The organism is Streptomyces sp. NPDC096013 (genome assembly GCF_044763565.1).
Lineage (GTDB): Bacteria > Actinomycetota > Actinomycetes > Streptomycetales > Streptomycetaceae > Streptomyces.
The window spans coordinates 34,973-48,215 of record NZ_JBIWGK010000032.1 but is presented as its reverse complement, the minus strand read 5'-3'; the positions used below and the strand labels follow the sequence as shown (position 1 = coordinate 48,215).

The window sequence follows — 13,243 nt, the reverse complement described above, 5'->3', positions numbered from 1 at the left end:
CCGGAGAGTACTTACTGGGTGGCGCCACTTCTTCCTCGTTTCCTTGTTCAGGACAACCCTATTGGGTGCCTGTCCGGAAACTTCGTGGCCCCTCAGTGGCGCTTTATGCTCACCCTTTTGCTCATATTTGGCTGGTGCAGCGGCACTTCGTGCATCGTTGCAGTTCATAGATGTTCGTTCTCGGGATAGGTGGGCCTCGGGTCGAATCCGGGTCGAATGCACCCGTTTTTCTTCCTGGAGGGGTGTTGATGCAGATCAGTGCTGTAGTGAGACCTGTCGGCGGTCGCCCTTCAATGGCTTGGAACCGCTGGCCGATGATTCACTCACCGCTTTCGGACACTGCTTGTTGCTCCATCTCGGGTGGTGTTCCCGTTGTCCTGGCTGGAGATGGCCAGGCAGGAGAACGGGACGGCTGGGCGGACGGACGTCATCGTGAAGCGGCGCAGTGGACTCATAATCCGTCGGCCGTGGGTTCGAGTCCCACCCGCCCCACTTGTGCAGGGCTCTGACCTGCGGAAACGTTCATTTTGTCCTGTTGGGTCGTCAACTCTGCTTGAACGGATTGAATCCGCTGCTCACAAGTTCAACGGTGTCTGCGGCGACTGTGGTTGATGCTGCCCTGACCTGCGAGAACAAGGCGGACCTTGGTTCGCGTGGGCTGTAACGGCGGCCTGCACGAGAGGTCGAGGGCGGGGTTGAGGCCGCATTGAGGCCCAAGGTATGAGGAAAGTCGCCCGCGGGCGCGCTGCTGTGGGTAGTGGATGGCGCCGATGCGGCCGGGGACGTCCGCAGCGCGGCGTGGAATTGCCGCCCTCGTAGGGCGCGGGAAACTGTCCGTACTGGAAACGGCCCAGGAGGGACTCTGCCCGCGGGCCGACTGCCCCTCGCCAAGCTCGGTGCGTTCGACGGATAGAGCCTGGGCGGCAGCCAGGACCGTATAGCGGTCTGCGGTGAAACTTGTGAGGCACCGGGACGGCAGGATCACGTCCTGCGGTGCCGCTGTCGGCTCCGAGGTGACCCGGTGTCGGCCTGGCGGAAGACGTCGTGCGAGGCGCCGGGGCCGGGGCGGGTGCACGGGGCGGGTACGTGGCTGCGGGCGAGGCGGAGCTGCTCGAACTTCGGGCGGCGGCCGTAGCAGAAGCGTTCTGATCCGAGGAAGGTCCTCCTCCGGGGCGCTTCGCGTCAGGTGAACGCCTTAGCCTTCCCGGTGCCCCGGCGCGTGGCTGTGCGGAGAGGCGACGAACGAGCGGACGGGTGCCGAGGTGTAGGCCCGGGCCAGCCCGATCAGGTGGGTCTTCTCGGCCGAAAGAGTTGACGCGTGCTCCTGGCGGGTGGGGAGCAGCGGAGGCTTCCCATGGTCAAACGATTCTGCGGGGAATTCGCACCGGGGGCTGCCCGCGAGCCTTGCCCGGTGGGCATCCTTCATCACACACGCCAGGACCACCGCGTCGGCCTGGACGGGTGTGAGGTCCAGGGGGCGGACATGGTCGCGGGCGAGCAGGGGGAGCTCGGGTGGAACGTAATGGTCGAGTTCCAGCATGGCGTCCCGTATCTCGATGAGCTTGCGGTAGGCGAGCAGCCGGTGGGGCACCGGTGGCCAGAGGACTTCGAGGAGTCTTGAGCGGCGCCTGGTCAGGACGACATGGGGGACGGTGGCTACCAGTTCGTGCCAGAGGGGCCAGAGCCGCCACACGGTGCGGGCGTTGGCCAGCGTGCGGCCGAGCTTGACGGCGGTGGGTACGAGGATGGCTGTCGCGCGCAAGAGGGCATGCAGGTTGATGAGGAGCGGGAGATACGGCAGAGCCCATGCCACGTCCAGCGCGAGGCGGAGCAGCCGGCCGATCCAGAAGAGCGTGGCGAGCGCGGTGCCTGAGGCGAACAACCAGAGAGCGGTGGCGAGGGGGCGGTCGTCCGTGCGCAGGCCGTACCAGCAGCAGACGATCACGCACACGGAATTGGCCACCACGTGGGTGGAGATGAGTGTCAGCCAGTACGAGAAGGACGGCGACGGGCCCCCGGCGGCGATCACCGAGTGGGAGGAATGCGCCGGGGCGGAGAGGTCGAGGACCGTCAGGGCGACCAGGATCGTGCCGATCGCACCGCAGAGGCCGGCGTGCAGCCGGCGACTCCCGATGGGGGCGGAGACGAAGAACAGGACGGCGCCCGCGGAGACCACTCCCGTCAGGTTCTTCACCAGGTCGACCGCGTGGCTGGTGCCAGCGAGATGCGTGGCGAGCCTCGTGACGGCGGGGAGGTCCAGTGCCATCGCCACGCCCGCGGTGGTCACGGCCATCCAGAGTCCGCGCTGATCCGCGGCGCGCAGCGACGGCGCCGCGCGAAGGAGCACGGCGAGGCAGAGGCAGAGGCAGCTCGGGTAGGTCAGCCAGGTGCCGAACGCGGTGAGGTGCGAGGTCAGCACGCGGGGCCCTCGACCCCGAGGGCCGCACTCAGACTGGCGAGCGGGCCGTGTCGTTCCTGTCGCGGCGGCTGGTCCGCCCCGGTGCGCAGGAGACTCGCGAGCAGCTCCGCTTCGCGCTCTTGGCGGGTGGAGTAGTTGGTCCGGCCGAGGATGCGTCCTATCATGCGCGGATCGAGATCCGGCAGGACCGTGCTCAGGGCGTCACCGTCGTCCGCTTCCCCGGCCACCGGATGGTGGTCGAAGAGCATGTGGCCGAACTCGTGCAGCACGATGTGTTCCTGATGGAGCGCGGACGTCCGCTGCTCGTAGAAGATGTGGTCGTTGGCGGTCGTCGCGAGCCAAAGGCCGCAGGCACCTGCCGTCGCGGCTTCGGGCGGTAACGCATGGAGGTACAGCGGTCTTCCACGCTGCGCCGCGACGTGGTCACGGAAGCTCGCGATCGAGAACGGCTGGGGGAGCCGGATCTGTTCGGCGAGCTTCCGACACCGCCGATGCAAGGTGAGGGGGCGCAGCAACTGCCGCTCCTTCCTTGGTGTCGGGTTCGAAGGCGGCCCGCATCACGTGGCCGTCGCTTCTCCGTCGGCCTCGGCGTCCGTGCCCGGGCCCTGGTGGCCCTGTTCGGGGAGGTTCTGGACCTTCCTCGTCTCGTTCACGATGGTCAGCAGGGAGTCGAGACTCGCGGGCGAGAGCCCCGAGGCCCGCATGGCCAGATTGCGTACCTTGGCATCCCTCAGGGCGGTGGCGAGGGCCAGCTGGGCCTTCACCCGCTGCGACACCTCCTCGTTGAGGAAGTATTCGGGAGGCACCCCGAAGAACTGGGCAAGGACGTCGAGTTGTTCGAGGGTGATGTTGCGTTTCTTGCCTGTGGCGAGTTCCCACAAGTACGTCCCCGAGATGGAGCCACCGGTCGCGGTGCTGATCTCCCGGGCGAGGCGGGCGTATCCCGGCCGCTGCTGTTCATCGGGGTAGAGGGCGTGGATCAGTTCGGTGAGCCGTTGATCGAACTTCCGCAGCAGCGGACGCACTCCGTCATGGTCTGCCGGTTCCCCGCCCATGCCACCCCTTCTTCTCGAAGACACGGGTCATGTGTATCCCTGTCCGCTGGAGCGGACAAGCTTGATCTCGGACAACGTGGGCCGGCTGAACAGGACTGTCCGCGCCAGCGGACATGTTGACGATTCATCGTACGCTGACCTAGCGTCAAGATCGGGCTACCTCACGTGCCCCGACGGGGCCACGCTCATCCGTCGAAAGGATCGCGATCGCATGATGCAGCCGCGGGACCGGCAGGACCAGTGGGCGAACCAGTCGAGTGCCAGTCGTCCGAGACCGGCGTCCTCACCGGACGCCACGGCCATGACGAGAACCAGGCTTCGCCGGCACGGCAGTTGACACCTCCGCATCCCCGCACCGCGCGCTGACCCGCAGCCGCTTCGTCGGCTCTGCTTCCCTGCCCCCCAACCCCCCACTCGTCATTCCCGCGCGCCCAGATGCGGTGAATCCTCTCCCCGCGCGCCGTCGCCGTGCGTCGGCGCTGCGCCCCGTCGTGCTCTGGGCGGCGGACCAACCCGCCCTTCCTGCCATGGATGACGCGCATTCCTGGAGGCATTGATGTCCGCAGTATCGGATCAACGACAGGCCTCGACCTTCGACATCGACATACGCACCCTGCTGCCGGCCGACTCGCCACGTTTCGCGCTCGACCCAGCACACGTACGGGCACTCGCGGAGAGCGAGGCGGAGTTCCCGCCGATCCTGGTGCACCGGGCGACCTTGCGCGTCGTCGACGGCATGCACCGGGTAAGGGCCACGGAGCTGCGCAACCGGCGCACCATCGGCGCCCGCTGGTTCGAGGGAGACGAGCGTGCGGCCTTCCTGCTCGCCGTGGAGTCCAACACACGGCACGGCCTTCCGCTCTCGACCGACGAGCGAAAGCAGGCCGCGTTACGGATTCTGCGCACACACCCCCAGTGGTCGGACCGCAGCATCGCCGAGAGGACCGGCTGGAACGCCACCGGCGTGGGCGCGCTGCGCAGGGGCATCGCCGACCCGGGCGCGCGACCGGACGTGCGGGTCGGCCGTGACGGCCGGGTCCGTCCGTCCACCACGGTGGAGGGACGCCGGGTAGCCGCCGAGGTGATCAGACAGAATCCGGCAGCCTCGCTTCGGGAGATCGCCAAGCGGTCCGGGATCTCCGTGGGGACCGCCCGTGACGTGCGCCACCGACTGGCCCAGGGGCGGCCGCCGGTTCCGGACAGCCGCCGGTCCGACGGTCCGGCGGACCCAGCCGCTCCCACCGCCACCATGGCGATCGCTCCGGACGAAGACCGTACGGGCAGGGGACCCGCGCCCGATCGCGCTCGCCGTATCACCCTCTTCGACGGTCTCCGCAACGACCCTTCGCTGAGGCTCAGTGAGAGCGGACGGCTGGTCCTGCACCGATTGCACACGCAGCTGCGGACGACCGAGGACTGGAAGCGCCTCGCTCCCGCCATTCCCCTGCACGGACGGAGCGCGGTGGCCGACATCCTGTCCGCCTGCGCCGACGACCTCAAGGGAATGGCTCAGGAACTGCGTTGTGAGGACTCCCTGACCGGTTAGCGCCGTCCGTACGCGGTGGCGGAGCCGGCCTCCCACGGGACGTACGTCATGCCTCCGGCGTCGGAGGCCGTGACCCCGTGGGCGACGGCGGTGACGACGAGCCGGCGGCCGACCCGCCACCGCCCGAGGAGCGTGTGGAGCGGTCGCCCTTCGTCATCGTGTCCCGGCCGCAGCAGACGGGCGCGGAAGGTCTGCCGGTACGGATCCAGGGTCAGCTCCGCCTCGCGGAAGTCCAGCCAGGTCCCGGTCAGAGGGAACCAGGCCTTGTACACGGACTCCTTCGCGCTGAAGAACAGCCGGTCCCAGTGGAGCGCCGGACGAGTGTGGCGCAGTGCCGTCAGGTGGCTGCGCTCGGAGGGTGACGCGATCCGGCGGAGAAGACCCCGCGGCAGTGGCGCGTGGGGTTCGGCGTCGATTCCCAGGGCGGCGACGTCGATCCTCCGGGACACCGCGGCAGCACGATAGCCATCGCAGTGGGTCATCGAACCCACCACGCCCTCCGGCCAGGTCGGGGCACCTCTCTCGCCCGGGACCATCGGTCCGGCCGGCCTCCCGAGGGACGTCAGGGCGACCCGCGCGCAGTGCCGTACCGTGGCGAACTCCCGGCGCCGGCGGTCCTTCGCCCGGCTCAGCACAGCCGCCTCCTCCGGAAAGATCCAGGCGTCCGGTACGTCGCCGAACTCCTCGGCGGTCAGGGCCGCTTCCGGTACCAGCCCGGTCAGGAGCGTGGGCATCATCGCTTCGCCTCCGACGGCTTCCCGTCCACAGGCCGGGCGGGCTCGGTGCGGCATGCCGTCGCCTGCCATTGCGCGGCCAGTTCCCGCAGATCCGCGTCGACCATCTGACGTGGGTAGGCCCAGCGCAGCAGCGGCGCGGTCATGGCGGTGGTGACGAGGGCCATCACCACCATGAGTGAGTAGAGATCGGTGTCGAGCAACTCCAGTCGCAGTCCCACGCCGAGGATGATGAGTTCGGTGAGACCACGGGTGTTCATGAGGATGCCCAGGGTCGTCGCCGACCGCCCGGGCCGGCCCGCGGCCCGCGCTCCGAGGTAACCGCCGCCGAACTTGCCGCCGATCGCGACGAGGAGGATCAGCCCCAGCTCGCCGAGTCCGTCCCCGTCCACCGCGCTCAGGTCGACCTTCAGCCCGGCCACCGTGAAGTACGCGGGCAGCAACATCCAGGTGATCGTCTCGAAGCGGTCGACGACCGCCGCGCGGAGCCGCTCCGTGCCGTCGCGCGGCACGATCGCGCCGGCGAGGAAGGCCCCGAAGATGAAGTGCAGCCCGAACCATTCGCTCAGGGCGCCGGAGACGAGCAGCACCACTGTCAGCACACACAGGGGTGCGGCACCCGGCCCGCGCTCCCCGTCATGCGCCCCGCGCGGCTCGCGGGTGGCCAGGAACCTGGCGAGAAGCGGCCGTACGACCGCGATCATGACCAGCGCGTACGGCAGGACCAGAAGCACCTGCCACGAACTCTGGCTCCCCGTGAAGGTGAGGACGGCGGCGAGCAACAGCCAAGCGACGACGTCCCCGACGGCCGCGCTCGCCATGGCCAGCGCACCGACCCTGGTGCGCTGGATTCCGCGGTCGGTGAGGATGCGGGCCAGGACCGGGAAGGCCGTGATGGACATGGCCGCGCCGATGAACAGCACGAAGCCGAGCCGGTCGCCGACCGCGTGATCGTTCCACAGCCACACCGCCAGCAGCGCGCCGAGTCCGAACGAGCAGACGATCGACCCCACGGACACTCCGAGCGCAGCACGTTTGTTCCCGCGCAGCAGCCGGCCGTCGAGCTCGAGCCCGACGAGGAACATGAACAGCGCGACGCCCAGGTTGCCGAGCGTGCTGAGCATCGGCCGGACGTCCGAAGGGAAGACGGCGTCTGAAAGGGCGCCGTGGAACAGCGTCGGGCCGAGCAGGATGCCGGCGAGGATCTCGCCGAGGACGGCCGGCTGGCCGCACCGCTGTGCGAGGCGCCCGAGGGCATGCGCGAGCAAGAGGATCAACGCCAGACCGACCATGATCATGGCTGTTTGATGGGTCGTCATGAACACTCTTTCCGTTAGACACGGCGATCTGGGCGTTGCTATGTTGAGAGACATGTCGAGTCCTGAGGCGGAAAGAAGCGGGCCACCGGTGATCCGGTGGCTGATCGCGTAAACCTCTGACGACCCTGCTTTCTCCGGCTCCGTCGCCGAGCAGGACGTCGTGCGTCCGCCACGGATCAACCGCATCGCGGGATCACGACCGGAACTCTCTCCGGGACGTCTCCCACGCGACCGCAGGACCCTCCGTCCATGCGTCGCGTTCCCTCTTTCTGCGATGTAGTTGGAGCATCTTCATGCCATTTGCCATCTACGTTCTCGGGCTGGCCGTATTCGCCCAGGGAACGTCGGAGTTCATGCTGTCCGGGCTGGTGGAGGACATGGCCGCCGACTTCGGTGTGTCCCTCCCTGCCGTCGGTTCGCTCACCTCGGCCTTCGCCGTCGGCATGATCGTCGGCGCGCCGCTGGTCGCGATGCTGAGTCTGCGATGGCCGCGACGCCGAGCCCTGCTCACCTTCCTCATCACCTTCCTCCTGGCCCACGTCGTGGGCGCCCTCACCCACAGCTTCGAGGTCCTCTTCGTCACGCGAGTGATCGCCGCACTGGCCAACGCGGGCTTCCTCGCCGTCGGCCTCGCTACCGCGGCGAGCATGGCAGGACCCCAGGCCAAGGGTCGTGCGACGTCGGTGCTCCTGAGCGGTGTCACCCTCGCCCTGATCGCCGGTGTCCCCCTCGGCGCGGTCCTGGGCGAGGTCTGGGGCTGGCGCTCGACCTTCTGGGGTGTCGCGATCGTCTGCACCCCGGCGGTCTTCGCGGTGCTTCGGTCCGTCCCGGCCACGCCCGTGGACCCCGCGGCTCCCAGCGTCCGCCACGAGCTGCGGGCCTTCCGGACACCCCGGGTGATCATGACACTCGTGCTCGGGGCGCTGGTCAACGGAGCGACGTTCTGCTCGTTCACGTACCTCACACCTGTCATCACCAACGTGACGGACCTGAGCTCCGGTTGGGTGCCTGCCACTCTGGCGCTGTTCGGCATCGGGGCCTTCGTCGGGGTCAACGTGGGCGGCCGGCTCGCGGACAGCCGTCCCGGCCAGGTGCTGGCGGTCGGTGGTGCGGCGCTCGTGGTGGGCTGGCTGCTCTTCGCTTTCACGGCCGCGAACCCCGCCGTGGCGCTGATCCTCGCCTTCATCCAGGGGACCTTGTCGTTCTGCGTGGGCTCCACGCTGATCGCCCAGGCCCTCTACACCGCCTCGGCCGCGCCCACGCTGGCCGGCGGCTTCGCCACCGCCGCGATGAACGTCGGCGCCGCTGCCGGACCCGCCCTGGGTGGCCTCGCCCTGGGCGCCGACCTCGGTTACCGCTCGCCGCTGGTGGTGAGCGCCGTGCTCGTCGCCACCGCCCTGGTCCTGGCGGGGGCTGCCCGGGCCGCCGGCATCACCGGTGGCAAGGACGACCCCGGCGCCACCGAGAACCGTACGGCCGATCATCCTGTGGATGCCCGATCCTGACCCCAGCTCCCCGTGTCCGGTGGCCCGTCCTCCTCGTGCGGACGGGCCACCGGCCGTAGCCGCGGGGGCGTACGGGACATGCTTCAGAGCAGGGAGAGGAAATGGGAGACCATCTCCGCCGACTGCTCGGGGTTCAGACGCGGGTCGCACGTGGACCGGTAGTTCGTGAACCGCGGCGGCTCGTCCCGCTCCGACACGCACTCGGTGACCGGGTCCGGGGTCAGCTCCAGGTGGAGGCCCGCCGGCCACTGCCCGTGCGCCCGCAACGCTCGGGTGAATACCGCGATCTCGGCACGCATCGGCTCGATCAACCGGGTCTTCTGGCCGGACAGCTTCAGTCCGTTGCCGTGCATGGGGTCGCAGAGCCAGACGACCGGTGCGCCATGGCGGGTGACCGCCTCGACCACCGGCGGCAGGAGCCGGTCCACGTCCTTCGCGCCGAAGCGCACGATGAACGTCAGCCGTCCCGCGACGCCCTCCGGGTTCAACAACCGGCTCAGGGCGACCGCGTCCTGCGGCGACACCGACGGCCCCAGCTTCACGCCGATCGGGTTGTGCACGGCCTGGGCGAGGGCGACGTGGGCGCCGTCGTCCCGGCGCGTCCGCTCGCCGATCCACCCGAAGTGGGCGGAACCACTGTACGTACCGTGCACGCCCCGTCGTACCAGCGGCCGTTCGTAGGGCAGGAGAAGCAACTCGTGTGAGGTGTACACCCGTTCCAGGACAGGCCGCCCCGACCAGGAGTGCCGGATCTCGTCGAGGACGAACCGCGAGCACGTGTACGCGGTGAGGAGCCGGCGGGGGTCCGGGTTGCGGGCCGACGGTTCGAACTCGGGCTTGTTCACGGCGTCGCCGCAGTAGCTGGGCATCTTCCGTCGCGAGCCCGACTCCTCCGTCTCGAAAGGCGAGGAGCGTGGCTTTCCGTACTGACCGGCGATACGGCCGACGGCCACCGCGGGCAGCCCGCTGCTGGCCCGCATGATCGCGGCGATGCCCTGGAGGTTGTCCACCTTCTGGCGGACCAGTTCGGGAACGGCCTCGTGGAAGCGTTCGGCGCAGTCACCGCCCTGGATGAGGAGCGCCGAGCCGCGGGCGACCAGGTCCATCCCGTTCATCAGGTCGATGGCCTCGTTCTCGGTGGTGAGCACGGGGAGTCGTGCCAGCTCCCGCTCCACTTCGTCGAGGGCTTCCGGGTCCGGCCAGTAGGGTTGTTGCGCCGCCGTCCGCCCGGTGAGGGACGCGAGCGTCGTGGTCGCGTGCATCGTGGTCTCCTTGGCCCTCCACGGAAAGGTGCCGGCAGGGCTGTAGTGGGGGTCGTGCGGGGTGGTCCGGAGGGAGGGTTTCAACGCAGGTCCCCGGAGGGCTGGTTCGCCCGGCTCATCACCAGGTCCTCGACGCGGCACATCTCCGTGATGATCGCGTCGTAGAGGTTCACCAGGAACGTCTCGTCGAGGCCGTGGGCGGCCGCATAGCGGGCAGCCCTCTCCTTGACCAGGCTGACCCGTCCGGGCTGCATCATCGGGACGTCGTGCCGGGACTTGTACCGTGCGATGCGGACGCCGCAGTCGATGCGGCGGCGCAGGGTGTCCAGCAGCGTCCCGTCGAGAGCGTCGAGTTCCGTGCGCAGTCGGTGCAACTCGTCCTGCTCGGTCATCGGTCCGTCTCACCTTCGTCGTCGGTGCGGTGGATGGTGCGGAACAGCTCTCGGCAGTGGTCCTGGTGTGCCGCGAGCTCGGGCCCCATGAGCCGGCGCAGCTCCTCGAAGACGCCGTCCAGGCCTGTGGCTCCCCGGGGTTGGGCGCCGTCTTCTTCGCCACGGCCGTGGTCGTCGCCGACGAGCGAGGCGAAGGAGCGCAGCGCCTCAGCGAGCGCCCGACGCGCGGACGCGGCCCGGGGGTTGGACCACTGGATCTCGCCGTACACCTCCGGGCGGCCGCCGAGTACGCGGGCCAGCAGGGCGAGCAGAACCTGATGGGGTGGCGGTGCCGCCGCCGTGAGGGTGCGGAGGTCCACGCCCAGCTGGGCGAGGGCGAGCCCGAAGGAGACGATCACCGCGTGGGTCAGGGCCTGGGTGGCCGCGGTCGTCCGGTCGTGCTCCTCCGCCGAGAGCCGTACGGGTCTGCCACCGGCCTGCTCGACGAGCCGAAGCAGGGCGGCGACGCCGCGCCCGTCCCTCGTCACCACGGCGGCCACGGGCCGGCCGGCCATGCCGGCGGCCGGGGCGAACATCGGGTTGAGACCGACGTGCTCGACAGCGGGGGCGTGGGCCGCGAGTTCCGCGGTCATGCCCGTCTTGACGGAGAGGGTGTCGGCGAGCAGCGCGCCCGGTCGCATGAGCCGCGTCACGGGAGCCACAGCCTCGAGGGCCACCGCCTCATGAACGGCGAGCAGGACGAGGTCCGCGCGGCCCAGGGCAGCCGCCAGCTCGGGCCCCGGTGCGGTGATGTCGGCGACCAGGCAGCCGTCCCGCTCCTCCGGAGGCGGTGCGACGTCGACGACCAGAGTTCGGCTGCCCGCCTCCCGCAGCAGGCCGGTGAACATGGCGCCCACCGCTCCGCTCCCGCCGACGACGACGCTCCGGGCGAAGCCGTTCATCGCGCGCCCGCCACCGCGGTGCCGTCGAGGGCGGAGACCATGGCACGTGCCTTCACCACGGTCTCGGTGAACTCCTCCTCCTGGTCGGAGAGGGACACGATCGCCCCGCCGACGCCGAACTCCGCCTGGCCGGCCGCCAGCACGATGGTGCGGATGACGATGCTGAGGTCGGCGGCACCGCTGAGGGAGAACCAGCCGAGCGTGCCGGAGTAGACGCCTCGGGGCCCTTCCTCCAGCCGGTCGATGATCTCCATGGTGCGCTTCTTCGGCGCACCGGTCATGGAGCCGCCGGGGAAGGCCGCACGCACACAGGCGGCGGCGCTCGTGCCGGGCCGCAGCCGCCCCCGGATCGTCGACACCAGCTGGTGCACGGGCGCGTAGGTCTCCACCTCGAAGAGCCGGGGCACGTGGACGGAGCCGATCGCGCAGACGCTGTTGAGATCGTTGCGGACCAGGTCGACGATCATCAGGTTCTCGGCCCGGTCCTTCTCCCGACTGGCCAGGTCGGCCCGCAGCCGCTCGTCCTCCTCGGCCGTGCCTCCGCGAGGACGGGTCCCCTTGATGGGCTTGGACTCGACACCGCCGTCCGCTTCGATCGTGAGGAACCGCTCGGGCGAGGCGCTGAGCACCGACAGTTCAGGGAACTCGAGCAGGGCGCCGTAGGGGACGGGGCTGATCGCGCGCAGCGCGGAGTACAGCGGCAGGGCGGTCGCCTCCGTCGGCGCCGTGACCATGTTCGTCAGGCAGATCTCGTACGACTCGCCGTTGCGGATCTCCTTGAGGCACTCGTCGATGCGTTTGAGGTACGCGTCCTTGTCGTGGCGTGCCCGGGCCACGGGGCCGAAGCCGGCCGCCGCCTCGGGAGCGCCGAAGACCATGCTGGGGGTTTGCTCCGCCGGGGCGCGGACGGCCAGACCGGTGAGGGTCTCCGCGGTCTCCCTCAGCCAGGCGCGTGCCCCGTCGTCCTGACCGCGGCGGTCGAGGGCGAGCAAGTAGCAGCAGTTGTCCTGATGGTCGAGCGCGATCAAGCGGTCGGCGAAGAGCAGCGCGGCGTCGGGGTGCGGCGACCGGTGCGCGGGCTCGCCACTCGTCTCGGCCTTCAGCTCGTAGCCGAGATAGCCGACGTAGCCGAGGTTGAACTCGAAGGGCAGACCGGCGACGGCGGGTACGCGCCGGCGGTCGAGCTGCTCCTCCAGGTACGTGAAGAAGGGCTGCGTCGTCCGCGTCGTCCTGCCGTCGGATCCGCGGACGGAGACGACACCGTCGGCGACCCGATAGGTGACGTACTCGGCGAGCGGGCCGCGGTCGTCGCCGAGGAAGGAGAAGCGCGAGGCACCTTCGAGGACGGCGCTGCTGTCCAGCCAGAACGTGGCACCGTCGCCAGGCAGGCAGGCCCGGCGTACCTCCTCGGCGTCCGGCAGTACGTCGACGCGGCGCACGCGGACCTCGTACGGGGTGGCCGTGGCGTGCCGCCGGGCCCGGTGGTGGGCGAGGGCGAGGTCGCGGAAGTTGGCCATGATCTCCCGGCCGAAGTCGCTGCCGATCGACTCCGGATGGAACTGGACCCCCCACAGGGGCTTCTCACGGTGCCGCAGTCCCATGACGACGCCGTCGTCGCTCCAGGCCAGGGTCTCCAGCTCGGCGGGGAGGTCGGTGGCGGCCAGGGAGTGGTAGCGCACGGCGGTGAACGGGGAAGGGAGGCCTCGGAAGACGTCCTCGCCGGTGTGCCGCACCTCGGAGACCCGGCCGTGCATCGGCTGCGGGGCGAGGCCGACGGTGCCGCCGAAGAGCTGGGAGATGCCCTGGTGGCCGAGGCAGACGCCGAGGACGGGCAGACCGCTCTCGGTGATCGCCTGCCGACTGATCCCGAAGTCCCTCGCCCGGTCCGGGCTGCCGGGCCCCGGTGACACGACGATCGCGTCGAAGTCCTCGACGGGCAGCCGCGACCAGTCGGCGTCGTTGGGCACGACGACGGGGGGCTGGCCGGTCGCCTCACCGATGTACTGGAACAGGTTGTAGGAGAAGGAGTCGTAGTTGTCGATCAGCAGCGTGCGCATGATGGGGCCCCTT

11 protein-coding genes are annotated in these 13,243 nt (G+C 69.7%); 2 read left to right on the top strand and 9 right to left on the bottom strand.

Features of this window, described 5'->3' with window-relative positions:
- Window positions 1-1,195 precede the first annotated feature (1,195 nt).
- Genes ACIRB1_RS46310 through ACIRB1_RS46300 form a run of 3 tightly spaced genes read right to left on the bottom strand, consistent with a single transcriptional unit; the run spans window position 1,196 to window position 3,474 of the window.
- Window positions 1,196-2,419: an MAB_1171c family putative transporter gene (locus ACIRB1_RS46310; RefSeq protein ID WP_403469999.1), complete on the bottom strand. Its 1,224-nt coding sequence runs from the start codon at window positions 2,417-2,419 to the stop codon at window positions 1,196-1,198.
- Window positions 2,413-2,934, bottom strand: coding sequence for a hypothetical protein (locus ACIRB1_RS46305; protein WP_403469998.1), 522 nt, complete (start codon window positions 2,932-2,934; stop codon window positions 2,413-2,415). Before ACIRB1_RS46305 ends, ACIRB1_RS46310 begins: the two co-directional genes overlap by 7 nt.
- A gap of 42 nt (window positions 2,935-2,976) precedes the next feature.
- Window positions 2,977-3,474: a hypothetical protein gene (locus tag ACIRB1_RS46300; protein WP_403469997.1), complete on the bottom strand. Its 498-nt coding sequence runs from the start codon at window positions 3,472-3,474 to the stop codon at window positions 2,977-2,979.
- A gap of 556 nt (window positions 3,475-4,030) precedes the next feature.
- Between ACIRB1_RS46300 and ACIRB1_RS46295 the strand changes: the two genes are divergently transcribed.
- On the top strand, window positions 4,031-5,020 hold the full coding sequence (locus tag ACIRB1_RS46295) for a transcriptional regulator (protein WP_403469996.1): 990 nt from the start codon (window positions 4,031-4,033) through the stop codon (window positions 5,018-5,020).
- Here ACIRB1_RS46295 and ACIRB1_RS46290 read toward each other — a convergent pair.
- Both ACIRB1_RS46290 and ACIRB1_RS46285 read right to left on the bottom strand, forming a co-directional pair.
- Window positions 5,017-5,757: a 4'-phosphopantetheinyl transferase gene (locus tag ACIRB1_RS46290; RefSeq protein WP_403469995.1), complete on the bottom strand. Its 741-nt coding sequence runs from the start codon at window positions 5,755-5,757 to the stop codon at window positions 5,017-5,019. The two genes, ACIRB1_RS46295 and ACIRB1_RS46290, sit on opposite strands and share 4 nt — an antisense overlap.
- Window positions 5,754-7,073, bottom strand: coding sequence for a cation:proton antiporter (locus tag ACIRB1_RS46285; protein WP_403469994.1), 1,320 nt, complete (start codon window positions 7,071-7,073; stop codon window positions 5,754-5,756). Before ACIRB1_RS46285 ends, ACIRB1_RS46290 begins: the two co-directional genes overlap by 4 nt.
- 293 nt (window positions 7,074-7,366) lie before the next feature.
- Here ACIRB1_RS46285 and ACIRB1_RS46280 point away from each other — a divergent pair, with 293 nt between their 5' ends.
- The gene (locus ACIRB1_RS46280) at window positions 7,367-8,578 is read left to right on the top strand and encodes a Cmx/CmrA family chloramphenicol efflux MFS transporter (RefSeq protein ID WP_403469993.1); all 1,212 of its coding nucleotides are present in this window, start codon (window positions 7,367-7,369) and stop codon (window positions 8,576-8,578) included.
- An 83-nt stretch (window positions 8,579-8,661) separates the two neighbouring features.
- Here ACIRB1_RS46280 and ACIRB1_RS46275 read toward each other — a convergent pair whose 3' ends face one another.
- The 4 genes from ACIRB1_RS46275 to pabB form a co-directional block, all read right to left on the bottom strand.
- Complete coding sequence (locus tag ACIRB1_RS46275) at window positions 8,662-9,840, bottom strand: 3-deoxy-7-phosphoheptulonate synthase (protein ID WP_403469992.1); 1,179 nt, start codon at window positions 9,838-9,840, stop codon at window positions 8,662-8,664.
- Window positions 9,841-9,920: 80 nt separating this feature from the next.
- A complete protein-coding gene (gene cmlD / locus ACIRB1_RS46270) occupies window positions 9,921-10,232 on the bottom strand; it encodes a 4-amino-4-deoxychorismate mutase CmlD (RefSeq protein ID WP_403469991.1) in 312 nt (103 codons plus the stop codon).
- Window positions 10,229-11,173, bottom strand: a complete 945-nt coding sequence (locus tag ACIRB1_RS46265; RefSeq protein WP_403469990.1) for a prephenate dehydrogenase dimerization domain-containing protein — start codon at window positions 11,171-11,173, stop codon at window positions 10,229-10,231. Before ACIRB1_RS46265 ends, cmlD begins: the two co-directional genes overlap by 4 nt.
- Window positions 11,170-13,230, bottom strand: coding sequence for an aminodeoxychorismate synthase component I (pabB, locus tag ACIRB1_RS46260; protein WP_403469989.1), 2,061 nt, complete (start codon window positions 13,228-13,230; stop codon window positions 11,170-11,172). The genes ACIRB1_RS46265 and pabB overlap by 4 nt, the downstream gene beginning before the upstream one ends.
- Window positions 13,231-13,243: the final 13 nt, after the last annotated feature.

Coding starts and splice junctions, on each gene's coding strand:
- ACIRB1_RS46300 (WP_403469997.1), bottom strand. CDS start 3,474: ATGGGCGGGGAACCGGCAGACCATGACGGAGTGCGTCCGCTGCTGCGG.
- ACIRB1_RS46295 (WP_403469996.1), top strand. CDS start 4,031: ATGTCCGCAGTATCGGATCAACGACAGGCCTCGACCTTCGACATCGAC.
- ACIRB1_RS46290 (WP_403469995.1), bottom strand. CDS start 5,757: ATGATGCCCACGCTCCTGACCGGGCTGGTACCGGAAGCGGCCCTGACC.
- ACIRB1_RS46285 (WP_403469994.1), bottom strand. CDS start 7,073: ATGACGACCCATCAAACAGCCATGATCATGGTCGGTCTGGCGTTGATC.
- ACIRB1_RS46280 (WP_403469993.1), top strand. CDS start 7,367: ATGCCATTTGCCATCTACGTTCTCGGGCTGGCCGTATTCGCCCAGGGA.
- ACIRB1_RS46275 (WP_403469992.1), bottom strand. CDS start 9,840: ATGCACGCGACCACGACGCTCGCGTCCCTCACCGGGCGGACGGCGGCG.
- cmlD (WP_403469991.1), bottom strand. CDS start 10,232: ATGACCGAGCAGGACGAGTTGCACCGACTGCGCACGGAACTCGACGCT.
- ACIRB1_RS46265 (WP_403469990.1), bottom strand. CDS start 11,173: ATGAACGGCTTCGCCCGGAGCGTCGTCGTCGGCGGGAGCGGAGCGGTG.
- pabB (WP_403469989.1), bottom strand. CDS start 13,230: ATGCGCACGCTGCTGATCGACAACTACGACTCCTTCTCCTACAACCTG.